This is a genomic window from Streptomyces canus, assembly GCF_041435015.1.
GTDB classification, from domain to species: Bacteria; Actinomycetota; Actinomycetes; order Streptomycetales; family Streptomycetaceae; genus Streptomyces; species Streptomyces canus_G.
Genome location: NZ_CP107989.1, coordinates 6079070 through 6103752, shown reverse-complemented (window position 1 = coordinate 6103752; position 24683 = coordinate 6079070). Strand labels below are relative to the sequence as shown.

General features: G+C 69.5%; 16 protein-coding genes and 1 pseudogene. 6 read left to right on the top strand and 11 right to left on the bottom strand.

What is annotated here, in order from left to right:
- The first annotated feature begins 208 nt into the window (after positions 1–208).
- Both OG841_RS27920 and OG841_RS27915 read left to right on the top strand, forming a co-directional pair.
- Positions 209–1126: an ABC transporter permease gene (locus tag OG841_RS27920; protein WP_328638990.1), complete on the top strand. Its 918-nt coding sequence runs from the start codon at positions 209–211 to the stop codon at positions 1124–1126.
- Positions 1119–1934: an ABC transporter ATP-binding protein gene (locus OG841_RS27915; protein ID WP_328638991.1), complete on the top strand. Its 816-nt coding sequence runs from the start codon at positions 1119–1121 to the stop codon at positions 1932–1934. The genes OG841_RS27920 and OG841_RS27915 overlap by 8 nt, the downstream gene beginning before the upstream one ends.
- Positions 1935–2038: 104 nt before the next feature.
- Here the strand turns inward: OG841_RS27915 and OG841_RS27910 are convergent, their stop codons facing one another.
- Complete coding sequence (locus OG841_RS27910; RefSeq protein WP_365120001.1) at positions 2039–6988, bottom strand: NAD-glutamate dehydrogenase; 4950 nt, start codon at positions 6986–6988, stop codon at positions 2039–2041.
- A 493-nt stretch (positions 6989–7481) separates the two neighbouring features.
- Here OG841_RS27910 and OG841_RS27905 point away from each other — a divergent pair.
- Positions 7482–7744, top strand: a pseudogene (locus OG841_RS27905) (DJ-1/PfpI family protein); the annotation flags it as partial.
- A 59-nt stretch (positions 7745–7803) separates the two neighbouring features.
- Here the strand turns inward: OG841_RS27905 and OG841_RS27900 are convergent.
- Entirely contained in the window at positions 7804–8469 is a 666-nt protein-coding gene (locus OG841_RS27900) for an HAD family hydrolase (protein ID WP_328638993.1), read from the bottom strand.
- An 88-nt stretch (positions 8470–8557) separates the two neighbouring features.
- On the bottom strand, positions 8558–9073 hold the full coding sequence (locus OG841_RS27895) for a DUF6912 family protein (RefSeq protein ID WP_328638994.1): 516 nt from the start codon (positions 9071–9073) through the stop codon (positions 8558–8560).
- A gap of 305 nt (positions 9074–9378) precedes the next feature.
- On the opposite strand from OG841_RS27895, the gene OG841_RS27890 reads away from it, so the two are divergent.
- Positions 9379–10137 (top strand): Rv3235 family protein, encoded by a 759-nt coding sequence (locus OG841_RS27890; protein ID WP_328638995.1) that lies wholly within the window; start codon positions 9379–9381, stop codon positions 10135–10137.
- A gap of 133 nt (positions 10138–10270) precedes the next feature.
- On the opposite strand, the gene secA is transcribed toward OG841_RS27890, so the two are convergent.
- Positions 10271–13111 (bottom strand): preprotein translocase subunit SecA, encoded by a 2841-nt coding sequence (secA, locus tag OG841_RS27885; RefSeq protein ID WP_328638996.1) that lies wholly within the window; start codon positions 13109–13111, stop codon positions 10271–10273.
- A gap of 271 nt (positions 13112–13382) precedes the next feature.
- Here secA and OG841_RS27880 point away from each other — a divergent pair, with 271 nt between their 5' ends.
- Positions 13383–13955, top strand: a complete 573-nt coding sequence (locus OG841_RS27880; protein ID WP_328638997.1) for a GNAT family N-acetyltransferase — start codon at positions 13383–13385, stop codon at positions 13953–13955.
- 50 nt (positions 13956–14005) lie between these two features.
- Positions 14006–15190 carry a winged helix-turn-helix domain-containing protein gene (locus OG841_RS27875; protein WP_371567022.1) on the top strand — a complete coding sequence of 395 codons (1185 nt, stop codon included), beginning with the start codon at positions 14006–14008 and terminating at the stop codon, positions 15188–15190.
- Between the two features lie 12 nt (positions 15191–15202).
- Here the strand turns inward: OG841_RS27875 and OG841_RS27870 are convergent, their stop codons facing one another.
- From OG841_RS27870 to mtnA, 7 genes are all read right to left on the bottom strand, one after another.
- Complete coding sequence (locus OG841_RS27870) at positions 15203–15949, bottom strand: response regulator transcription factor (protein ID WP_328638999.1); 747 nt, start codon at positions 15947–15949, stop codon at positions 15203–15205.
- A 202-nt stretch (positions 15950–16151) separates the two neighbouring features.
- Positions 16152–16847, bottom strand: coding sequence for a ribosome hibernation-promoting factor, HPF/YfiA family (gene hpf, locus OG841_RS27865; RefSeq protein ID WP_328639000.1), 696 nt, complete (start codon positions 16845–16847; stop codon positions 16152–16154).
- A gap of 312 nt (positions 16848–17159) precedes the next feature.
- Entirely contained in the window at positions 17160–18347 is a 1188-nt protein-coding gene (locus OG841_RS27860) for a ComF family protein (RefSeq protein ID WP_328639001.1), read from the bottom strand.
- Positions 18348–18676: 329 nt separating this feature from the next.
- A complete protein-coding gene (locus tag OG841_RS27855; RefSeq protein WP_328639002.1) occupies positions 18677–20521 on the bottom strand; it encodes an LpqB family beta-propeller domain-containing protein in 1845 nt (614 codons plus the stop codon).
- On the bottom strand, positions 20511–22580 hold the full coding sequence (gene mtrB / locus OG841_RS27850; RefSeq protein WP_328639003.1) for an MtrAB system histidine kinase MtrB: 2070 nt from the start codon (positions 22578–22580) through the stop codon (positions 20511–20513). Before mtrB ends, OG841_RS27855 begins: the two co-directional genes overlap by 11 nt.
- A 1-nt stretch (position 22581) precedes the next feature.
- Positions 22582–23259, bottom strand: a complete 678-nt coding sequence (gene mtrA / locus OG841_RS27845) for a two-component system response regulator MtrA (protein ID WP_005486885.1) — start codon at positions 23257–23259, stop codon at positions 22582–22584.
- A gap of 158 nt (positions 23260–23417) precedes the next feature.
- The gene (mtnA, locus tag OG841_RS27840; RefSeq protein ID WP_328639004.1) at positions 23418–24566 is read right to left on the bottom strand and encodes an S-methyl-5-thioribose-1-phosphate isomerase; all 1149 of its coding nucleotides are present in this window, start codon (positions 24564–24566) and stop codon (positions 23418–23420) included.
- Positions 24567–24683: the final 117 nt, after the last annotated feature.

Here is a 24683-nt window from a genome sequence, read left to right as displayed (position 1 = left end):
CCCGTTACGACGATACGGTTACGTTCCATCGTCATCCGTCACGACGAAACGGTTGCGTTCCGACGCTCACTCGTCCTACTCTCACGTTGCGACGATACGGTCCCGTCCCGACGTAAGAGAACGTGAAGAGTCACGTAAGGAAACGTCGGATGACGGGCGCGCCGGCCGCACGCGCACCACCCCCACCCCCCGAGTGAAAGCAGCGGATGTGAGCCAGGTCCTCGACACACCGCCCCCGACAGCGCCCCCGACCGACGACGACCTCACGGCCCTGGCCGCGCGGCACGGCCTCGCGGTCAGCGGCGCCCGTCCCTCGCTGCCGGAGTACGTCCGCCAGCTGTGGGCGCGGCGCCACTTCATCACCGCGTTCTCGACCGCCAAGCTCACCGCGCAGTACAGCCAGGCGAAGCTGGGCCAGGTCTGGCAGGTCATGACCCCGCTGCTGAACGCGGCGGTGTACTACTTCATCTTCGGCGTGCTGCTGGGCACCAAGAGGAACGTGCCGGACTACGTCCCGTTCCTGGTCACGGGCGTGTTCATCTGGACGTTCACGCAGAGCTCGATCATGGCGGGCACCCGCGCGATCTCCGGCAACCTCGGCCTCGTGCGCGCCCTGCACTTCCCGCGGGCCGCGCTGCCGATCTCGTTCGCCCTCCAGCAGCTCCAGCAGCTGCTCTTCTCGATGGCCGCCCTGGTCGTCATCCTGCTCTGCTTCGGTGTGCCCCTCGCCGCGTCCTGGCTGCTGGCGATCCCCGCACTGGTCCTCCAGTCCACGTTCAACGCGGGCGTCTCGATGATCATGGCGCGGATGGGCGCCAAGACCCCGGACATCGCGCAGCTGATGCCGTTCGTCCTGCGCACCTGGATGTACGTCTCCGGCGTGATGTGGAGCATCGACAAGCTGGCCAAGGGTCACCACGACTGGCCGTCCTGGGTGGTCCCCGTCCTCCAGGCCAACCCGGCCGCCGTCTACATCGACCTGATGCGCTACTCCCTGATCGACAGCTTCCACGCGAGCCAGCTGCCGCACCACGTGTGGGCGCTCGCGGTGGGCTGGGCGCTGGTCGCCGGCGTCGGTGGCTTCATCTACTTCTGGAAGGCTGAGGAGACGTACGGCCGTGGCTGACATCGAGAACGACAAGATCCCCACCGTCGTCGTCGACGGCGTGGACATCGTCTACCGCGTCAACGGCACCGGCGCGGGCAGGGGTTCCGCCACCGCCGCCCTCAACCGCATGATGCGCCGGGGACAGGCCGAGAAGGCAGCGGGCGTACGCAAGGTGCACGCCGTCAAGAACGTGTCGTTCGTCGCCTACAAGGGCGAGGCGGTCGGACTGATCGGCACCAACGGCTCCGGCAAGTCGACCCTGCTCAAGGCGGTCGCGGGTCTGCTCCCGGTGGAGAACGGCCGTATCTACACCGACGGCCAGCCCTCCCTCCTCGGCGTCAACGCGGCCTTGATGAACGACCTCACTGGCGAGCGCAACGTCTACCTCGGCGGGCTCGCGATGGGCATGACCCGCGAGCAGGTCAGGGACCGCTACCAGGAGATCGTCGACTTCTCGGGGATCAACGAGAAGGGCGACTTCATCACCCTGCCGATGCGCACCTACTCCTCCGGCATGGCGGCCCGCCTGCGTTTCTCCATCGCGGCCGCCAAGGACCACGACGTCCTGCTCATCGACGAGGCCCTCGCCACCGGTGACCGCTCCTTCCAGAAGCGCTCCGAGGCCCGCATCCGCGAGCTGCGCCAGACCGCCGGCACGGTGTTCCTGGTCAGCCACAGCAACAAGTCGATCCGCGACACCTGCGACCGGGTGCTCTGGCTGGAGCGCGGCGAACTACGCATGGACGGCCCGACCGACGAGGTCCTGGCGGCCTACGAGGACTTCACCGGCGGCCCGGACAAGGCGAAGGCGAAGGTCGCGGCCTGACCCGGCCTGACCTCCGGCTTTCGCTCCACGACGACGAGGGCGCCCGGGACTTCACCGTCCCGGGCGCCCTCGTCGTCGTCTCACCTATGAATGCTGCCGCTCACTCATGAATGCTGCCGCAGCAGCGTCCGCATGGTGCGCATCGCCACCGACAGGTTGGCCAGGTCGAACGCGTCCGAGCCCTGGATCTCGTCCAGGGTGGTGCGCGCCCGGCTCAGGATCGGGGCGTTCTTCTCCTCCCAGGCCTTGAAGCGCTGCTCGGGGGTCGAGGTGCCGTTGCCGACGGCCAGGACGTCCGCGGTCAGCGCCGAGTGGGCCGCGTAGAGGTCCTCACGGATGGAGGCGCGGGCCATGGACTGCCAGCGGTCGGCGCGGGGCAACTCGATGATGCGGTCCATGAGCTGGGTGATGTGGAGGCGGTCGGCGAGGTCGTAGTACACGTCGGCGACGTCCATCGGGTCGCGGCCCATGCGGTCGGCCACCGAGACGATGTCCAGCGTCGGGAAGGCGGAGGAGAACCCGGCCACGCGCGTGGCGAGTTCGTCCGGGACGCCGGCGCCGCTCAGCTCGTCGTAGATCTTCTGGTACCACTCCAGGTCGGCGCCCCGCAGCAGCTTCGGCAGCTGCGACCACACCTGTTCGACGCGGTCGCCGAAGAACTCGACGGTCTCGGTGAGCTGGAGCGGCTGCGGCCGGTTGTTGAGCAGCCAGCGCGTGCCGCGCTCGACCAGTCGGCGCGAGTGCAGCCGGATCCGGGTCAGTACGGCGGCCTCGACCTGGTTGTCGAGGGACTCGACCCCGTCCCACACCACGCCGGAGCGGAAGATGGCGCGGGCCACGGTCTGCGCCCGGACGATCTCCTCGAGCGACGCGCCGGTCTCCTCGCGCAGGCGGTGCAGATAGGTCGTACCGCCGGTGTTGACCGTGTCGTTGACCAGGACGGTCGTGGTGATCTCGCGGTGCAGCGGGTGGTTGTCGATGTGATCGGGGAACTTCTCGCGCAGCGCGGCCGGGAAGTACGTGTGCAGCAGGCCGTGCAGATAGGGGTCGTCCGGCAGCGAGGTGTGCAGCAGCTCCTCGGCAACCGTGATCTTCGTGTACGCCAGCAGGACGGCCGTCTCCGGGCTCGTCAGGCCCTGTGCGGCGCCGAGGCGTTCGCGGATCTGGCGGTCGGTGGGCAGGAACTCCAGGGCCCGGTCGAGGTGGCCCTCGCGCACCAGGTGGCGCATGAAGCGCTGCTGGGCGTGGAGCATGTCCTTGGACTGGGCGAGCGCGTTGGCGATGGCGGTGTTCTGCGCGTAGTTGTTGCGCAGGACCAGGTGGCCGACCTCGTCGGTCATCTCGGCGAGCAGCTTGTTGCGCTGCTTGACCGTCATGTCGCCCTCGGTGACCAGGCCGTTGAGGAGGATCTTGATGTTCACCTCGTGGTCGGAGGTGTCCACACCGGCGCTGTTGTCGATGGCGTCGGTGTTGATCTTCCCGCCGTGCAGCGCGAACTCGATCCGGCCGAGCTGGGTCAGGCCCAGGTTTCCGCCCTCGCCGACGACCCGCACCCGCAGGTCGGCGCCGTCGACGCGGATCGGGTCGTTGGCCTTGTCGCCGACGTCCGCGTGGGTCTCGGTGGAGGCCTTCACGTAGGTGCCGATGCCGCCGTTCCACAGCAGGTCCACCGGCGCCTTGAGGATCGCCTTCATCAGGTCGGCCGGGGTCATCTTGGTGACCTTGTCCTCGATGCCGAGGGCCTCGCGGATGTGGGCGTTGACCTGGATGGCCTTGGCGGTACGGGGGAAGATGCCGCCGCCCGCCGAGATCAGCTCTGTGTTGTAGTCGGCCCAGCTGGAGCGCGGGAGCTCGAAGACACGGCGGCGCTCGGCGTAGGAGGTGGCCGCGTCGGGCTTCGGGTCGATGAAGATGTGCCGGTGGTCGAAGGCGGCGACCAGGCGGATGTGCTCGGAGAGCAGCATGCCGTTGCCGAACACGTCACCGGACATGTCGCCGATACCGACGACGGTGAAGTCCTCGGACTGGGTGTCGAGGGCCAGTTCGCGGAAGTGCCGCTTGACGGACTCCCAGGCACCGCGGGCGGTGATGCCCATGCCCTTGTGGTCGTAGCCGGCCGAGCCGCCGGAGGCGAAGGCGTCGCCGAGCCAGAAGTTGTACTGCTCGGCCACCCCGTTGGCGATGTCCGAGAAGGTCGCGGTGCCCTTGTCGGCGGCGACGACCAGGTAGGTGTCGTCCTCGTCGTGCCGTACGACGTCGGCGGGCGGGACGACTTCACCGGCCACCATGTTGTCGGTGATGTCGAGCAGGGCCGAGATGAACGTCTTGTAGCTGGCGATGCCCTCGGCCAGCCACGCGTCTCGGTCGGCGGCCGGGTCGGGCAGCTGCTTGGCGACGAAGCCGCCCTTGGCGCCGACCGGCACGATGACGGTGTTCTTCACCATCTGCGCCTTGACCAGGCCGAGGATCTCGGTGCGGAAGTCCTCACGCCGGTCGGACCAGCGCAGGCCGCCGCGCGCGACCTTGCCGAAGCGCAGGTGCACGCCTTCGACGCGCGGCGAGTAGACCCAGATCTCGAACGCCGGGCGTGGGGCCGGGAGGTCGGGCATGGCCTGCGGGTCGAACTTCATGGAGACGTAGTCGTGCGGCTTGCCGCCCGCGGCCTCCTGGAAGAAGTTGGTGCGCAGCGTCGCCTTGATGACGGTCAGGAAGGAGCGCAGAATCCTGTCCTCGTCCAGCGAAGCCACCTGGTCGAGGGCCGCGTCGAGCTCCTCCAGGAGGGCGTCCACGAGTTCGTGGCCCGCGCGCTGGCGGTCCGGTGACATCCGTGCCTCGAACAGGGAGACGAGCAGCCGGGTGGTGTGAACGTTGTGGCGGAGGGTGTCCTCCATGTAGTCCTGGCTGAACGTCGAGCCCGCCTGGCGCAGGTACTTGGCGTACGCCCGCAGCACCATCGCCTGGCGCCATCCCAGGCCGGCGCTCAGCACCAGGGCGTTGAAGCCGTCGTTCTCCGCCTTGCCGGTCCAGGTGGCGGCGAAGGCCTCCTGGAAGCGCTCGCGGCCGTCGTCACCGAGGTAGTCGCCGCCGCCGTTCTGCGACTTGGGCATGCGCAGGCCGAAGTCGTAGATCCAGGCGTTACTGCGGTCCGAGCAGCGCAGTTCGTAGGGCCGCTCGTCCGTCACCTCGACGCCGAGCCGGCTGAGGACCGGCAGCACGGCGGACAGGGAGATGGCGTCGCCCTTGCGGTAGATCTTGAAGCGGCGCTCCTCGGGGGCGGCGCCCACCGGCTCGTAGAGGCTGAGCGCGAAGTCGTTCTCCGCGCCGAGCCGTTCGAGGTGGACAAGGTCGGCGACCGCGGAGCGCGGGGTGTGGTCGGCCTTGTAGCCCTCCGGGAAGGCGTTGCCGTAGCGGCGCGACAGCTCGGCGGCGCGCTCCTCGCCGAGTTCGGCGTTGAGCGCCTCGATCCAGCCGTCGGCCCAGGAGCGGGCGGCCTCGACCAGGCGGGCCTCGATGCGCTCCTTGTCGCTCTCGCTGAGCTGTGGCAGCTCGGTGCCCTGCGGAACGCGGACCACGAAGTGCAGCCGGGACAGGATCGACTCGGTGTTCCAGGCGGTGAAGTCGACGCTGATGCCGCCGAGTTCCTCCTTCAGGATGTCGATGATCCTGAGGCGGACGCCGGTGGTGTAGCGGTCGCGGGGCAGGTAGACGAGGGCCGAGTAGTAGCGGCCGTACTCGTCCTGGCGCAGGTAGAGGCGCAGCCGCCGCCGCTCCTGGAGGTACAGGACGGAGGTGGCGATGGACTCCAGCTCGTCGGCGGGGGTCTGGAAGAGCTCGTCGCGCGGGTAGGTCTCCAGGATCTGGAGCAGGTCGCGGCCGTCGTGGCTGTTGGGCGAGAATCCGGCCCTTTCGAGCACCTCGTCCACCTTGCGCCGAATGACCGGAACCCGGCGCACCGATTCGGTGTAGGCGGCGGAGGAGAACAGTCCGAGGAAACGCCGCTCGCCGACGACATTGCCGTCCGCGTCGAACTTCTTGACACCGATGTAGTCGAGATACGACGGCCTGTGCACCGTCGCCCGGCTGTTGGCCTTGGTCAGCACGAGCAGCTTGTGCTCGCGGGCCTTCGCGCGGGCGTCGGCGGGCAGCCGCTCGAAGGACGGGCTGACCGGGTGGCCCTCCTCACCGGCGTGCTGCGGGTCGGAGCGCAGGATGCCGAGACCGGTGCCGGGGACTGCCGCGAGGGAGTCGTCCGGCCTGAGCTGGTACTCCCGGTAGCCGAGGAAGGTGAAGTGGTTGGCGGCCAGCCAGCGCAGCAGCTCGCGGGCCTCGTCGATCTCCATGTCACGCAGATCGGTGGCGACGGGCTCGGCGGGCAGTTCGTCGGCCATGCGCAGGGCCGCGTCCCGCATCTTCTCCCAGTCCTCGACGGCCTCCCGGACGTCGGACAGGACACGCAGCAGATCGGCGGTGATCTGCTTCAGGTCGCTGCGGTCGGTCTCGCGGTCGATCTCGACGTGGATCCAGGACTCGGTGTGCGCGTCGTGCGGCAGATCACCGGCGAGCGGGACGGTGAGGACCTCGATCAGCTTGCCGGTGAGGTCACGGCGGACGACGACCTGGGGGTGGATGACGACATGGATGCCGCGCCCCTGCCGGGTCAGCTCATTGGTGACGGAGTCGACGAGGAAGGGCATGTCGTCGGTGACGACCTCGACGACCGTGTGGGTGCACGTCCATCCGTTCTCCTCCACCGTGGGCGTGTGCACCCGCACGTTGGCCGTGCCCTGCGGGCGCGTCTCGCCCAGCCGGAAGTGGGAGAGAGCGGCTCCGTAGATGTCGACCGGGTCGCGACCGGTGACGTCTTCGGGGGCCGTGTGCAGGTAGTAGCGCTGGAGGAACGCGAGGACGGTCTCGCTGTCCGGGGTGTCCGGGGTGCGGGGGGTGTCCTCGTCCGTCGTCCCAGTCGGTAGGTGCCCCCCGGCCGGGCTGTTCTCAGCTACCCGTGCGGCCCTCTCGAGCAGCTCGGCCTTGGCTTCGTCCAGCTTGGTCTGCATTGTCCTCTGACTCCTGTCGCGCGCCGTTGCGTGACGTAGAAGGAAGTACGGTCTCTTCCCCTGCGGCTCGACGCCACGGCCCGGGGTCTCCGGTCTGCTCCGACGCTATGCCGCAAGGTGAGATGAGCGGGGGTATATCAGCCATTCTCGACACGCCCGCCAGGTGTGACGCTGATCTCTGCCGCGCCGGTGACGAGGGTGTACTCGGCGTCATGAGGGCCCCAACGGCCCCGTCCCGCCCGCGAGGATCAGCGACCGCCGCCCGGCCACGGAGGTGTTCCGTGCGTACCGGGCGCAGGGCGGGGGCCACAGCGCCCCCGCGAACTATCGCGCTGATCACGCCACCAAGGCTATCGCTCCTTACAGGGGGGTCGTCATGAGCCGTATGTGTACAAAACCGGGGGTGGAACTTTGACACTCTGCACAGTGCCCACGTCGCATCCGAGCCATGACTTCATCGTCACCGGCGACGCAGCAGCGTCACAGGAGGTCCGAACCCGGCTTCGACACCTACGCAGAGAAGCCCGGCTGCACCTGGCCCGCCGATCTGGTCTTCGCCGAGGTCGACGCCGGTCAAGTACGCAAGCCGTCCTTCGACGGGGACAAGCCGGTCGCCCAGATCTGTCACGGCCCGCTGCTCACCGCCGCGATCGACGGTCTGTGCGGCCGACGCGTCACAGCCTGTCCGGCTCCGGAACCCGACATGCAGTCCGCCGGCGCCGCTCTCCAGGAAGCGAGATGGTGGTCGACGGCACCGGAGGCGTCGCCGTCGGGGTACCTCCATACCGCCGCCGTCGCGGCACCGGCAGAAGCGGTCACGCCGCTATGCGCTCGGCCTCCGCAACCGCCTCCGCCAGGGTGTCCACCACCGGGACCCCCGCCACCTCGAGACTGGCCCGACTGTGCGACCCCCCGGTGTAGAGCACGGCCCGGGCCCCCACCCGCATCGCCGCCACCGCGTCGTCCGCGGCGTCCCCGATCACCACGGTCCGGGCCGCCTCGACCCCCACCAGTGCGGTGAGATGCCGCTCCATGTGCTCCGCCTTGCTCCCCCCGGACGGCCCGGTCCGCCCGTCCACCCGCAGGAAGTGCGCCTCGATCCCGAACCCCCGCACCAGCGGCAGCAGGTCGTCATGCCCGTACATGCTGAGGATCGACTGGCTGTGCCCGGCCGACCGCCATCCCACGAGCAGCTCCACCACCCCGTCGGTGAGCCCGCACCCCACCCGATGCTCGGCGTAGTACCGATGGAAGGTCTCGTCCATGACCTCCCACTCCGCGTCGGTGGGCAGCCGGCCGAGCAGCCGCTCGTAGAACTTCGGCACCGGCACGCAGTACATCGCCCGGTACTGCTCCATCGTGATCGGCGCGAGCCCGAGCTCGCCGAACGCCGCGTTCGTCGCCCCGATGATCGCGTCGTTGTCGTGGAACAGCGTGCCGTTCCAGTCCCAGACGATGTGCGCCCCTGTCAGCTTCCCCATGCCAAAAACGTACCCGCCCCCACTGACAATCAAGAGACCGGCAGGTCAAAGAGGGTAAAGCGGCGACCCGGCAGGACGGATCGTGGGCTCAGCCGCCCAGCCCCACCAGAATCGGGATCTCCTGCGTCGCGTACCACAGCAGCTCGTGGTCCTCGGCCCCGTCCACGACGAACTGCGCGTCGTCGTCCCCGGCGTCGGCCGCCTCCAGCGCGTCCGCGGCGGCGGTGACGTCCTCCTCCGCGTCGTCCGAGTCCACGTGCACCGCGGCCGCCTTGGCCAGCCTCACGGTGCCGGCCACCCGCACCTCACCGAGCGCCGAGGGATCCAGCGCCCGGTCGGGATCGGCGACCGCCGCCCCGTCGGCCACGTCGACGGCCACCACGACCCGGCGCCGCGCGGCCCCGGCGTCCGCCGCGAGCAGCCGCAGCGAGGCCAGCGCGGCCCGGTTCAACGCCGCGTACTCCAGCTCCTCGATGTCGTCGGAGAGGTACCACTCGCGCAGGGCGGGTGTGACGGCGTAGGCGAGGAGCGGTCCGGCCCCCAGCTCCCCCGTCTTGTACGCCTCGGCGAGACCGGAGAGGGTCAGGGGGACGTAGACGCGCATGGCTGGCCGCTTTCGTGGTCGGAGAACGTGATCGGAAGGGCTCCGCGAAGGCCTTCAGGATACGTGCGGGCGTCCCCTTTCGAGTCCCTGCCCACACCTCGGCGGGCGTCCACCCCGGGCCCGGAATTCACCCGCCCCGTCCCCGGGGTCACGGGGTTCCGACCTCTCCGACCACCCTGATAGGTGAACATTCCGGCGCCCCGACGCGGCCCGTCGCTTCCTTGCCGCCGTGGTCCACGGCCCCGTACAAGATCCTCAACGAAGTTACCGCCCGGTACTTTCCGGGCCCGCAGAACGGGGATCCCATGAACAAGGTCATGACCAGGGCTCAGCACCACCCCGGCACCCGCCCGCCGGCTCGCCGCGACTCCCGCCGCCCGGGCGGCACGCCACCCCGCACACCGGACGGCAGTGCCCCGCGCACGGCCCCGGGCGACGGCCGCCCACCGGGCTCCCCCGGCAGCGGCCCCCGCACCCGTACACGTCCCACGGACACCCGCCCGCACAGCATCCCGGGTCCGCACGACACGACGACCACCGGAACTCCGAGGCGCAGCACCACGGCAGACCCCAGGACAGCCGGCACCATCACCCACACGAGCCCCACGGCCGGCTCTGCACCCACCGCCCGCGTCGCAGCAGCACTCGCCGACGGACGCACCACCACCCCCGCGACCGCCCCCGTCGTCCCGTCCCGGACCCCGCGCCGCCCGCCGGTCCCCCAGCCCCGCCCCACCGACCTCTTCGCAGATCTCCTCCTCGCCGTCCTGAGCGGCCAGCGCCCCGTCCACTCGATGCTCCGGCACACCGCAGGCCGCGCCTACGACGAACTGGCCCGGCTCGCCGAACGCGGCCCCCTGCGCACCCGCGGCGCCCGCCCCGTCGTCCGGGACATCGGCTACTACGTCCCCCGACAGGGCGCCGTGGAGGCCTTCGCCCGGATCGGGGCCGGCGACCAGCTGCGTGCCATGGCCTTCCGCCTGGAACAGGGCCAGGACCTCCGCTGGCGCTGCACGGCGGTCGAACTGGGCGGCTCCCGGGCTCCCCGTCCGGACGACGACTGACAGGCGCGGAGAAGCCCGCTGGTCCGTCACACGCCGAAGGGCCGGCCACCCCGAGGTGACCGGCCCTTCCTGTGCCACGGCGCCAACGGCACCGTCACATCGCTCCGCTACGGCGCCCGTCGCACCGTAGGCCCTACTTCTTGCGCCGCCCCCGACCACGGGACTGCTTGCGACGCTCCGCGCGCGTGAGGCCGTCCGCCTCGGAGCGCACGGGCTCGTCGTCGTCGGCGAACTCGCCCTCGATGACACCGCCCTCGCCGTCCACGGTCGGCGCGGAGAAGTGCAGGTCCCTGCGCTGCGGGGCGTCGAGCCCCTTCGCGCGGATCTCGGGACGCGAGCCGGCCTGCGCCGGAACCGCGTCCTGCTTGGCGAGGGACGGCTTCTCGTCCTCGACCGGGACCTCCTCGACCTGCTGCTCGACCTGGACCTCCAGGTTGAACAGGTAGCCGACGGACTCCTCCTTGATGCCCTCCATCATGGCGGTGAACATGTCGAAGCCCTCGCGCTGGTACTCGACCAGCGGGTCCTTCTGCGCCATCGCGCGCAGGCCGATGCCCTCCTGGAGGTAGTCCATCTCGTAGAGGTGCTCGCGCCACTTGCGGTCCAGGACCGACAGCACGACCCGGCGCTCCAGCTCACGCATGATCTCGGAGCCGAGCTGCGTCTCACGCGCCTCGTACTGCTCGTGGATGTCGTCCTTGATCGACTCGGAGATGTACTCGGCGGTCAGGCCCGCGCGGTCGCCCGCCGCCTCCTCCAGCTCCTCGACGGTGATCTTCACCGGGTAGAGCTGCTTGAACGCGCCCCACAGCCGGTCAAGGTCCCAGTCCTCGGCGAAGCCCTCGGCGGTCTCCGCCGCGATGTACGCGTCGATCGTGTCGTCCATGAAGTGCACGACCTGCTCCTGCAGGTCCTCGCCCTCCAGGACGCGGCGCCGCTCGCCGTAGATGACCTCGCGCTGGCGGTTGAGGACCTCGTCGTACTTCAGGACGTTCTTACGGGTCTCGAAGTTCTGCTGCTCGACCTGCGACTGCGCGGACGCGATCGCGCGCGTGACCATCTTGTTCTCGATCGGAACGTCGTCCGGAACGTTCGCCATCGACATCACGCGCTCGACCATCTGGGCCTTGAACAGGCGCATCAGGTCGTCGCCCAGGGAGAGGTAGAAGCGGGACTCGCCGGGGTCGCCCTGCCGGCCGGAACGACCGCGCAGCTGGTTGTCGATACGACGCGACTCGTGCCGCTCGGTACCGAGGACGTAGAGCCCGCCGAGCTCCTTGACCTCCTCGAACTCCGCCTTGACCGCCCGCTCAGCCTTCTCCAGGGCGGCGGGCAGGGCCGCGGCCCACTCCTCGATGTGCTCCTCGGGGTCGAGGCCGCGCTGGCGCAGCTCCGCCTCGGCGAGGTCCTCGGGGTTGCCGCCGAGCTTGATGTCGGTACCACGGCCGGCCATGTTGGTGGCGACGGTGACGGCGCCCTTGCGGCCGGCCTGGGCGACGATCGTCGCCTCACGGTCGTGCTGCTTGGCGTTCAGCACTTCGTGCTGGACGCCGCGCTTGCTGAGCTGCTGGGAGAGGTACTCGGACTTCTCGACCGACGTCGTACCGACGAGGATCGGCTGGCCCTTCTCGTGCTTCTCGACGATGTCGTCGACGACCGCCTCGAACTTCGCGACCTCGGTGCGGTAGATCAGGTCCGACTGGTCCTTGCGGACCATGGGCCGGTTGGTCGGGATCGGGACGACGCCGAGTTTGTAGATCTGGTGGAACTCGGCGGCCTCGGTCATCGCCGTACCGGTCATGCCGCAGAGGCCCGGCTGTTCCTTGTCGTTGTGGTCGTGGCGCTTGTAGAGGCGGAAGAAGTTCTGGAGGGTGATCGTGGCAAGGGTCTGGTTCTCGTCCTTGATGTCCACCCCTTCCTTCGCCTCGATGGCCTGGTGCATGCCCTCGTTGTAGCGGCGGCCGGCGAGGATACGGCCGGTGTGCTCGTCGACGATCATGACTTCGCCGTCCATGACGACGTAGTCCTTGTCCTTCTTGAAGAGCTCCTTCGCCTTGATGGCGTTGTTCAGGTAGCCCACCAGAGGGGTGTTGACCGACTCGTAGAGGTTGTCGATGCCCAGCCAGTCCTCGACCTTGCTGACACCGGACTCGTGGATGGCGACCGTGCGCTTCTTCTCGTCGACCTCGTAGTCGCCGGTCTCCTCGATGCCCTTGAGCGGGTTTCCGGCCTCGCCCTTCTTCAGGCGGGTGACCAGCTTGGCGAAGTCGCCGTACCACTTGGTGGCCTGGTCGGCCGGACCGGAGATGATCAGCGGCGTACGGGCCTCGTCGACGAGGATGGAGTCGACCTCGTCGACGATGGCGAAGTTGTGGCCGCGCTGGACGAGTTCGTCCTGGGACCACGCCATGTTGTCGCGCAGGTAGTCGAAGCCGAACTCGTTGTTCGTGCCGTAGGTGATGTCGCACGCGTACTGCTCGCGGCGCTGGGCCGGCGTCATGTTGGCGAGGATGCAACCGACGCTCAGGCCGAGGAACTTGTGGACGCGGCCCATCATCTCGGAGTCGCGCTCGGCCAGGTAGTCGTTGACCGTGATCAGGTGCACGCCCTTGCCGGACAGCGCGTTCAGATACGCGGGCAGGGTGCCGACGAGGGTCTTGCCCTCACCGGTCTTCATCTCGGCCACATAGCCGAGGTGGAGGGCGGCGCCGCCCATGATCTGCACGTCGTAGTGACGCTGGCCGAGCGCGCGCTTGGCACCCTCGCGCACGGTGGCGAACGCCTCGGGCAGCAGGTCGTCCAGACTCTCACCGTCGGCGTACCGCTGCTTGTACTCATCGGTGAGGGCCCGCAGCTCGGCGTCGGAGAGGTCGACGAAGTCCTCTTCGATGGAGTTGACCTGGTCCGCGATGCGGTGCAGCTTGCGCAGGATCTTGCCTTCGCCTGCACGCATGATCTTCGAGAGGACGGACACGGGGGTTGGTCTCCTTGCCGGTCGGGCCTGGGACGGTCGGTTTCCATTTGACTTACTGAGCAACGGCCATCGTATGCGAGGACCCCGCCACGCCGGGAGGCCTGCCGGGTACGCCGACTGTCAGCTCCTTCAAATCTGTTTCAAAGGGAACAACGGACGGGGAACACCGATGGTGCCGCGCCCCGCCCACGAATTGCGCGAATTGTGATCGCTCGCTCACTCACAGCGAAATCGGTGGCGTCTTCACCGAACACCTGAGCAGAATCAGCTGATGGAACCCGTCACCCTGACCACGGCCCGTCTCCTGCTGCGCACGCCCACCCCGCGGGACACCGAGACCGTCCTCGCGGCCGTGCAGGACCCCGACATCCTGCGCTGGACGACAATCCCCTCGCCGTACCTGCGCGAGCACGCCCAGGGGTTCACGGAGCAGCTGGTCCCGGAAGGCTGGGCGAACGACACGATGTTCACCTGGGGCCTCTTCCTTCCCGAAGGAGAGGAGCTGGTGGGCATGCTCAGCCTCACCAAACGCTCCGCGGGCACGGCCGAGATCGGTTACTGGAGCACCAAGGAACAGCGCGGCAACGGCTACGTCACCGAGGCCGTCGAGGCCGCCGTCCGCTGGGCCTTCGGCGAGTGGTCGATCGACCGCGTCGAATGGCGGGCGGAGGTCGGCAACCACGCCTCGCACGCGGTGGCGGAGCGCGCCGGCTTCACCATCGAGGGCGTACTGCGCTCCTCGCTCGTCCACCAGGGCGTACGCCGGGACTGCTGGGTGGGCGCGTTGCTGCCCTCGGACCTGGGCCTGCCGTCGACGGCGCAGTATCTTCCCGCCCCTCGGTAGATCCGCAGGTCACCTCGCACTGTCAGTGCCGGGCCCTATCGTTCGGACCCATGACGACCCCGCCTCCCGCCACCGACCTCACCGCCGACGAGGCCCGCCGCATCGTGCTGCGCGCCCAGGGGTTCCTCGGCACCCCCGATCGCCGGGCCGGAGTCCGCGGCGTCCTCCGTCACCTCGGGGCGGTCCAACTCGACACCATCTCGGTACTCGCCCGCTCCCACGAGCTGATCCCGTACGCCCGTCTCGGCGCGGTGGGCCGCAAGAAGGTGGAGAGCGCCTACTGGACTGACAGGCACGCTTTTGAGTACTGGTCGCACGCGGCGTGCATCCTGCCCATCGAGGAATGGCCCCACTTCGCCTTCCGCCGCCGCGCCTACCGCAGCCGCCCGCACTGGAACCACCAGCTGCCGGACGGCACCTACGACCAGGTCATCAAGCAACTCCGCACCGAAGGCCCCCTCACCGCCACGGAGTTGGGCGGCGCGAAGAAGACCAGCGAGTGGTGGGACTGGTCGGGCACCAAGGTCGCCGTCGAGCGCGCCCTGATGTACGGCGAGGTGGTCTGCGTGGAGCGCCGTGGCTGGAAGCGTGTGTACGACCTCGCCGAGCGCGCCGTCCCCGCCGACCTGCTCCACGACGAGCTGGACGACGCCGAGTGCCTTCGCCGCCTGGTCCGACTCGCCGGCCAGTCCCTGGGGGTCGGCACCCGCGCGGACATCGCCGACTACCACCGCCTCAAGGGCGAACAGGTCGACGCGGTGATCGCCGACTCCGGCCTGGTGCCGGTCACGGTCGAGGGCTGGGGGAAGCCTGCCTGGGCCGACCCCGCAGCCCTTGAGACACCCCCGCGCGGCCGCCATCGCACCACCCTGCTGTCCCCGTTCGACTCCCTGATCTGGGAACGCGCGCGCACGGAGCGGATCTTCGGCTTCACCCACCGGCTGGAGGCCTACGTCCCCAAGCCCAAGCGGATCTACGGCTATTTCGCCATGCCGGTGCTGGCCGGTGGCCGTCTCGTGGGCCGCGTGGACCCGGCCCGGGAGGGGAGCACGCTGGTGGCCAGGCAGGTCACCCTGGACGGCCCGAAGGCGGTCCCGGCGGTGGCCCAGGCCCTGGTCGAGGCGGCGAGCTGGGTGGACGGCACGGACATTCGGGTCGAGCGGGTGGACCCGCCGGACCTGCGCGAGCCCCTCGCCAAGGAAGTCACCGGAGCGCTGGCGACGGCCCTGCGCTGACCGGAAGCCGAATCAGCGGATCTCGAGGATCTTCTCCCGCATCGCGTAGACCACCGCCTCCATCCTGGAGTGCAGCTGCAGCTTCTCCAGGATGTTGCGCACATGGTTCTTCACGGTGTTCTCGGAGATGAACAACTCCTTCGCGATGTCGCGGTTGTTCATCCCGGTGGCGACGAGCTTGAGGACCTCCAGCTCACGGTCGGTGAGCCGCGGGGCGGGCACGAGACGTCGCTCGTCCGTCCGCTGGATCATCGACTTGAACTCGGTGAGCAGCTTCGACGCCATGGAGGGGCTGATCTGTGACTGTCCGTCGGCCACCGCGCGAATGGCGGTCGCCACCTCGTCCGTGGAGATCTCCTTGAGGAGATATCCGGTCGCGCCGGCCTTGATCGCGTCGTAGAGATCGGCTTCCTCGTCGCTGATCGTCAGCATGATGATCTTGGCGCTGGGTGCCACTTCCTTGATGGAGGTGCAGGCCTCGATCCCGCCCCGCTTGGGCATCCGCACGTCCATCAGAACGATGTCCGGCAGCAGGTCGGCGGCCTTGTCGACGGCCTCCGCGCCGTCGCCCGCCTCCCCCACGACCTGGATGTCCTCCTCGGCCGCGAGCACGATCTCCAGTCCGCGCCGGAAGAGTGCATGGTCGTCCACGACGAGAACCCGGATCGGCTCCTTGCGTGGAGAGCCCGCGTCCGTGCCCATGCTGACGACCCCGTCGCCGGCGTTCTCGCCGTGCAGCGGTCCGAAGCTGTCCGCCATCGTTCCTCCCCCTGAAGGCTGTGGCTGGTCCTGTGCCATCGCCAACCCAAGGCAACGACCCACCGGTTGGGCCGGTGTGGCCATGATTTCATGCCCGGACGACAGTGAGATGACAGAGCGGGACGCGAAATGGTCGCACGCGGGTGCCCCTGGGGGCGCACAAGCGCTCCAGGGGCACCGGTTCAGCTGTCATCCGGGAGGGTCAGCCACCCGTCGTGTCTCCGGCCGCCGCGGGAGAGTGCGCCCGGGCGACCATCGGGTCCGTGCTCAGGTGGATGACGCCGTAGTCGTAGGCGTGCCGCCGGTAGACGACACTCGGTTCCTTGGTCTCGGAGTCGACGAACAGATAGAAGTCGTGCCCGACCAGTTCCATCTCGTAGAGAGCCTGGTCGAGGGTCATCGGGGAGGCGACGTGGGTCTTCTCGCGGACCACGAGGGGGCCATCACCCTTGATCTCCAGCGAGCCGATCTTCTTGGTGGGCACACCGTCCGACTCTTCCTCGTGAACGGCCTGCCCGTTGCCGTTGAGCGTCGCCGCGCCCGGAACGTGGTCGGCGACCTCGGCAGCCGTGAGTCGCCGTGCGCCCCTGCGTGTGTGGCGCTTGTCGTGCTCCTTGCGCAGCCGCGCGTCCAGCTTCTCCGCCGCCAGGTCGAGTGCCGCGTACGGGTCGCTGGCTGCCGCTTCCGCCCGGATCACCGGACCGCGGGAGCGAAGCGTGATCTCCACTCGGTCACAACGGTCGGCCTGTCGGGGGTTCGGCTCCTTGGACACCTCGACGTCGAGGCTGATCACCTTGCCATCGAGCTTCTGGATCTTCTCCAGCTTCAGCTTCTCGGCCACGTGCTTGCGGAACCGCTCGGGCACCTCGGTCTTGCGGCCCTTGACGACGATGTCCACGCAGAACTCCGTTCCCGGATCGCTCCGCCTCGATGCGGAGCGTCTCCCTTTTGCACCAGGCTCCGGTGAGCCCCGGAACCTCGGACTCGGTGACTTCCACCTCCTCCCCCGCGGGCAAGATCTCCATTCCACCGTCGCGGGTGATGGTGGAAATCCCGCGGGCACGGCATTCGGATTTGCGAGGCGTGGCCTGCGCCTTTCTCTCACAACCGAACATATCTCGCCCGGACGGATGTCGTCACCCTCTACTGCCGCGTACCTCCGTTCAGGTGAATTGATCCTCTCGTAACCTGCAACGATGCAACTACGCAGTCAGTTCCGGTTTATTTCGAAGGAATCCGGTGACGCCGCGACCACGGCTGCGCAGATCACGTCATGGACGCCACCGACGCCCGCCGCTGTCACCGAGCAGCGCTCCCGGTCCGTGTCCTCCTCCGCCACTGTGACCAACCGTTCCCCCATGCTTTCCCGAGTTGCAGCGGTGTACACGAAGCCCGATTCTTCGCCGTCGCATCCGGCCGCCACGCGTCCACCGTCCTGCCGCTGTCGCCCGCGCCATTCGTCCGTTCCCCGGTGCCCTTGGACACGCTGTCCTGCTGTCCCCAGCTGCCGGTCACCAGGCCATGCGTCCGTCTCCAGCGGCCGACACCCCCTCCCCTGTTGTCGTTGATCACGGTGTCCGGCCCTCATCCGTTCACGATGCGGCCCGGGGTTCTCCCGAGTCCGCGTTTCCCGGACGGCCCGTGCCGCCTCGGTGAGGGACGCGCCTGTCGTCATCAGGTCGTCGACCAGCACGACCAGCCCTTCGGCCAGCAGACGTCCGCCGCCGGGTGCCACCGTCAGCGCGCCCGCGAGATTGTCCAGCCGCTGCCGCGAGTTGAGCCCCGACTGGTCGGCCACCCGCCGCCGCTGCCGCAGTACTGCCACCACCCGCGCCGTCATCCCCGCCCGGCGCAGCTCCCCCGCCGCCGCGAGCGCGATCCGCCGCGCCGGATCATGCCCCCGAGCCCGAACCGCCCGCCGCGCGGACGGCACAGGAACGAGCAGCACCGGCACACCGGCCCGGCCCCCATCAAGGCCCACCGTCACGGGGCCGCATGACGCGCTCCCCGCCTCTCCACCGAGCCCAGCCAAAGCCCCGTAGCCCCCCTCCCAGGACCCCCGAGGCCACCCCGACGCAGATCCCCCACCTCCCGGCGCACATGCCTCCCGCACCGCCGCCCACACCGCCCCCGCCAGAGCCGTACCGAGCGGCCCAGCGAGGCCCAGCGCTCCCCGCTCCTTGTGGGCCAGCAACACCGCCCGTACCGAGTCCGCATACCGAGCCGCCGCGTGCACGACCGGCAATCCGGACGGCTCCGGCACTGGTCGCACCCGGCTCGGTGCGGCCCCGTCCAGGGCGGCACGGCACTCCGGACAGAGCACCGTGCGCGGCCTCCCACAGCCTCCGCACTCGGCCGGCAGCACCAGATCGGTCAGGTCCTGCCACCACCCCCGCATGCCCACCACTGTGCCAACGCCGAAGCCGACCGGCCACCCCTGTGGATAACTACCTGTGGAAAACCCCGCCTCCGGCACGAACGACCCGAACAATCGTTCCCACCGCATTCTCCGGCCTCCCCTACAGCCCATCGGTCGGCCGAACACCGCCCGCGAATCAATCCCTCGTACACACGAGTCCGTACAACGAATCCGGCCCGTCCCACCCAGCGAATCCAACTCGCCCGACCAACCGCCAATCCCCACTCGCCCCAGAACAAAAGCGGCCACCCCCACCAGGGCCTCACCCCGGCAAAAGCGGCCGCCACCGACAGCGCGGTCCCGTCACCTCACCCCGGATAGACCGGCGCCGTCCCGTCCGCGTCCACCTTCTGCCACTGCGCCCCGGAGGGCAGCCGTACGATCCCGTCCTCCGAGTAGGCCACCAGCGGCATCTCGTCGTCCTCGGACGCGGCGATCTCCTTCACACCCGTGAGCGCGGCCGGCGGCGGCCCCTCCGGAGTGGAGCCGTCGACCTGGACGTACCGCGTCTGCTGCACACCACCCTGCTCACGTCCGACCACCACGAGCCTGCTGTCGCCGGCCCAGGACATGGTCGTGACCTCCTCCAGATCCGGTGTCGTGGAGCGCAGCTCCCGCACCGAGACGCTCTGCGGGTCCCCGGTCCTGCCCTCCCGCTCGATCCGCCCGACGAACAGAGACTGCTTGCCGCCCTTCTCCACGACAAGCGCGATCCGCACCCCGTCGGCGGCCACCCGCAGGTCCCTGATACGCCCGTCCAGCCCGGGAGTCGCCACCTCCAGCGGCTTGCCCGCGCCCTCCTTGAACAGCAGCAGCCGCGGATCGGCGGGGTTCCGGTCGGCCACCCACAGATCGCCCTCGGCGTCCCAGCTCGGCGTGGTCAGCCGGTCCTCGGCCGTCTTGCCGCTGCTGACCAGCACCGGCTCCCCGAGTGACCCGCCCGACACCAGCGACCCGACGTACAGCGCCTTGCCGTCGATGCCGACCCCGGCCGCCGTGTGCTCGTCACGCGAGACGGCCACCGACCGCAGGTCCTTGTCGCCGTCGCCCAGCGCTCCGGGCACCGGCACCGGCTCGGCCTTCGTACCGCCGGCGTCCGCTTCGGCCGAAATCCGCACCAGCCGGTGCCTGCCGTCCACGAAGTACAGGTACGCGGGATTCTCGACCGAACCGCGCGTGGCGGCGCCGTTGGCCTCGTTCTCCTTCACGGAACACAACTGCTTGCCGCCCGCCTGCAGTTCCACCGCGTCCACCGCGGGGGTGAGGTTCTGCAGGGTGAACAGCAGCTGGGTCCCCATCGCTTCGCACTGGTCAGCACCGACGTGCCCGGCCTTGGCATTGAGCGGCACCGTCAACATGTTCTGGTCGTCGGGAGTCAGCGAGGAGACGCCGTTCTTCAGCGCGGTACCCGTCGGAAAGCGCGTCCTGACAACGGGGTCGAGCCAGCTCGTCGGCCCGCTGAGCAGGGATCGCACCAACTGCGTCATGGGGTCAACGCGTTCGCGCACATACACGGGATCGGCGACCGCCACGGTCTGCGGAGCCGTCGCCGCCCGCGTGTTCGAGGCGAAGTAGTACTTGTTGACGGACACGTAGTTGCGCTGGAAGTCCGACTTCCCCATGACGACACCCGGCGGAGGGCTGTCGATCCGCCACTGCTTGCTCTTCTTGTCGTGCACGAGGTGCACGGTCTCCCGGTACTCGCCGGAGGCCGGTGCGTACGACTGCTGCGCGTCCACCACGGCCACCTTGGTGCCGGTCAGCGTGAACGCCGTGTCCTCGCCCTGCTCCCGGCCCACGGGAGGCACGACGTCGGCCCCGGGCCCGTCGTCGAGCACCGTGGTGGACAGCCCCGGCTGCCACTGCTTCGCCGCGTTCCGGGTCAGGTACTTGCGGGCCGTCTCGTAGTCCGGATCGTCGCTGGTCAGCGCCTCCAGAAAGCCCTGCACGATGTCCAGGGGCTCGGCGTCCTCCTGCGGCGGCATCGCGTAGACCCGCACCTGGGTGTCCTGCCGCGGGGTGGCGTCGACCCCGCGCAGATCCCCGCTGTCCGGCATGGAGGCACATCCCGCCAGCAGTACGACGCCACAGGCGACGTACGCCATAGCCCGCCTCGGCGTGCGCCGGCCGCCCCCCTCGCGGTCAGCGTCCACGGAATGCCTCCCCCTGCTGTTCGTACGACTCCTGCGACCCGGCGTCCGGGCGGCTCACGGTCTCACCGCCGGGCCTGTCCCCGACGGAAGTGCTGTCCGGCCGTGGCGCACCGGACGTTGGCCGGGGCACCACGCGCGCGCCGTTGCCGGGCAGCGCCGTCGGATCCGCCGTGGGTGCCACAGAGGACGACCTGGGCGCTATCGGGTCCCGCGAGGTCACCTGGTCACCCGTCGGCTGAACCGGTACGGTCGCCGCCTTGTCGCCGCCCCCACGCGGCAGACCGGCGTCATTGAGTCCACGATTGCGGCGCGAGTCCTTGGGCTCCAGGGGTATCGGCGAGCCCCGCAGCGGCTCGTCGGCCGTCCTCGGCAACGTCAGCCGGAACTGCGAACCGCCACCCGGCTCGCCCCACGCCTGCAGCCAGCCGCCGTGCAGCCGCGCGTCCTCCAGGGCGATGGACAGCCCCAGTCCCGTACCGCCGGTGGTACGCGCGCGTGCCGGGTCGGCCCGCCAGAAACGGCTGAACACGCGCGTGGCCTCACCGGGCTTGAGCCCGACGCCGTAGTCGCGCACCGCGATCGCGACCGCCCCGCCCGCCGAAGCCAGCTTGACCACGACGTCCTTGCCCTCACCGTGCTCAACGGCGTTGACGACGAGATTGCGCAGCACCCGCTCCACGCGCCGGGCGTCGGCCTCGGCGACGACGGGCTGCTGGTCGCCCACGATCCGGACCGTGGTGCCCTTGCGCTCGGCAAGAGGCGCGGCCCCGCCGACCACTCGCCGTACGACCTCCCGGAGGTCTATCGGCTCCGCCTCCAGCGCCGCCGCGCCCGCATCGAAGCGGCTGATCTCCAGCAGGTCCGCGAGCAGCGTCTCGAAGCGGTCCAGCTGGTCGGCGAGCAGCTCGGCCGACCGCGCGGTCATCGGATCGAAGTCCTCGCGCGCGTCATGGATGACATCGGCGGCCATCCGTACGGTCGTCAGCGGCGTCCGCAGCTCGTGCGACACGTCCGACACGAACCGCCGCTGCATCCGCGACAGGTCCTCCAGCTGCTGGATCTTCAGCTGAAGGTTCTGCGCCATCTTGTTGAAGGCCTCACCGAGCCGCGCGATGTCGTCCTCACCGGTGACCTTCATGCGTTCCTGGAGCCGCCCGGCGGACAGCCGCTCCGCGATCCCGGCGGCCATCCGCACCGGCGTGACGACCTGCCGCACCACCAGCCAGGCGATCGCGCCGAGGAGTACGACGACGAAGAGCCCGGCGGTCGCCAGGGTGCCCTTGACCAGGCTGAGCGACTTCTCCTCCTGCGTGAGCGGGAAGAGGTAGTACAGCTGGTACGGGTCGCCGTTGGGGTCGTTGACCTGCTTGCCGATGACCAGGGCCGGCTGGGGATCCTGGTAGGGGTCGTAGACGATGCGGGTGTAGCTCTGGGCGGCCGTGGTGCTCTCGTCGATCTTCTCGCGCAGAGCCTCGGGGACGCTGGCCGTCGGGTCGACGTCGCCCGAGGCACGCGGTCCGCGCCCGCTCCCGCTGTCGCCGCCCACGGGCAGGGTCACCACGTCGAAGGCGCCCTGACCGCCGCTGGAGAGCGAATAGACAAGGTTGCTCATCCACTCGATGACGAACTGGTCGGACTGACCCTCCGCCGGGGCCGCCTCGTCGGTCCCGGCACCGGCCTCGTCCGCCTTCTGCTTGGCCACCGCGAACCCACCGGTGGCCTGGCTCTGCGACGCCTTGACCTTGGCGTCGAGGAGCCCGTTGCGCACCTGTCCGATGACGACGAAGCCCAGCAGAAGCACCACACCGAGCGACATCAGCAGGGTCGTGGCGACGACCTTGAGCTGGATGTTGCGCCGCCACAGCCGCATCACGGGCAGCAGCGGCCGACGCACCCAGCGCATGAAGAGCCTGAGGACCGGGCTGCCCTGGACTCCGCCCTGAAGCAGCCCGCCCTCGACGAAACGTCCCCAGCGGGAACCCGCCGACTTCCGCCCGACAGGCTGCCCCGCAGCCGCCCCGGTCCGTCCGGGCGACGAAGCAGCACTGTCTCCGGACATGTCAGCTGGGCCCTGCCTTGTACCCCACACCACGGACGGTCACCACGATCTCCGGCCGCTCCGGGTCCTTCTCGACCTTGGAGCGCAGCCGCTGCACATGGACATTGACGAGCCGGGTGTCGGCGGCGTGCCGGTAGCCCCACACCTGCTCGAGGAGCACCTCACGCGTGAACACCTGCCACGGCTTGCGCGCGAGTGCGACCAGCAGATCGAACTCCAGCGGCGTCAACGCGATCGACTGCCCCTCCCGCTTCACGGAGTGCCCGGCCACGTCGATGACCAGGTCACCGATGGCGAGCTGCTCGGGAGCCGGCTCCTCCGACCTCCGAAGCCGCGCCCGGATCCGGGCCACGAGCTCCTTCGGCTTGAACGGCTTCACGATGTAGTCGTCGGCACCGGACTCCAGGCCCACGACCACATCGACGGTGTCGCTCTTCGCCGTGAGCATCACGATCGGCACCCCGGACTCCGCCCTGATCAGGCGGCACACCTCGATACCGTCCCGCCCGGGCAGCATCAGATCCAGCAGCACCAGATCCGGCTTGGCCTCACGGAACGCGGCCAGCGCCTTGTCACCGTCGGCTACGAAAGACGGCTCAAAACCTTCACCACGCAGCACAATGCCCAGCATCTCGGCAAGTGCGGTGTCGTCGTCGACGACAAGGACTCGTCCCTTCATAAAGACATCATCCCATTCTCATAACAGTGGTGAAGGCAGTGGTGAGACAGCTCACCGACCAGTGACCTTAGTCGTACTGGACCGTCACTGTCTGCCTCGGCCGCCCCGGCGAGGGTCCGCCGTGGATTCAGGCGGAATACGTGGCCACCACATCCGGATCAGCTGATCGTCACCTCCCGGGACGTTGCACACAACTCAGCGAGCGCCTCGGCCGTCACCGGAGACACCACGCCCTCCTCCGTGACGATCGCCGTCACCAGCTCGGGCGGCGTCACGTCGAAGGCGGGGTTGTAGGCCTGGGTCCCCAGCGGCGCCACCGGAATCCCACCGCCCGCCTCGACTCCCACCACCGGGACCTGGGGCGCCGCGATCTCGGTCACCTCGTGCCCGGCCCGCTGCTCCACCTCGATCGACGCCCCGTCCGGCGTGTCCGGATCGACCGTGGTCACCGGCGCCACCACGATGAACGGCACATGGTGGTAGCGCGCGAGCACCGCGAGCGGATAGCTCCCCACCTTGTTCGCCACCGACCCGTCGGCGGCGATCCGGTCGGCCCCGATCAGCACCGCGTCGACCTCCCCGGCCGCGAACAGCGAGCCGGCCGCGTTGTCGGTCAGCAAGGTGTACGCCATCCCGCTGCGCGCCGCCTCGTAGGCCGTCAGCCGGGCACCCTGGAGCAGCGGACGCGTCTCGTCCACCCACAGCCGCCGCAGCCGCCCCGCCCGGTGAGCCGCGAGCGCCACCGCGAACGCCGTCCCCTCGCCGCCCGACACCAGCGAACCGGTGTTGCAGTGCGTCAGGATCCGGTGCCCGCCGCCCGGCAGCAGTTCGTCCAGCAGTGCCAGCCCACGCTCGGCCATCGCGGCACTGGCCGCCGCGTCCTCCCGGTGCAGCCTGCGCGCCGCCGCCAGCGCAGCCCCGGCGGCCAGCTCCTGGTCACCGCTCTTGGCGAGCTCGGCCCGGTACGCGGCCTCGGCTCTGCGCACCCCGACGGCGAGATTCACCGCGGTCGGACGCGCGCCCGCCAGCACAGCCGCCGCCTCGTCCACGTCGAACCCGCGCGCGGCGGCGAGCGCGACCCCGTACGCCCCCGCGATGCCAAGCAACGGCGCCCCGCGCACGGCGAGCGAACGGATCGCCTCCACCAGCGCGGACGCGTCCGTACAGACCAGTTCGACCTCCTCGGCCGGCAGCCTCGTCTGGTCAAGAAGCACCAGGACGGGGCCTTCGGGTGGCTCCTCCCAGCGGATTGCCGGAATCTCGGTGGGCTTGCTGTCCTCGCCGGATTGCGCGTACTGATCAGCCATGTCGTCAGTCTGCCCCTTGTGCGCCGGAGTATTGAAGGTGCGCAGCCCATACCGCGGCTGGTCCTTCGCCGACCACCCCATGGCACGATGGCTGCCAACCTGCCGCCGCGACCGCGG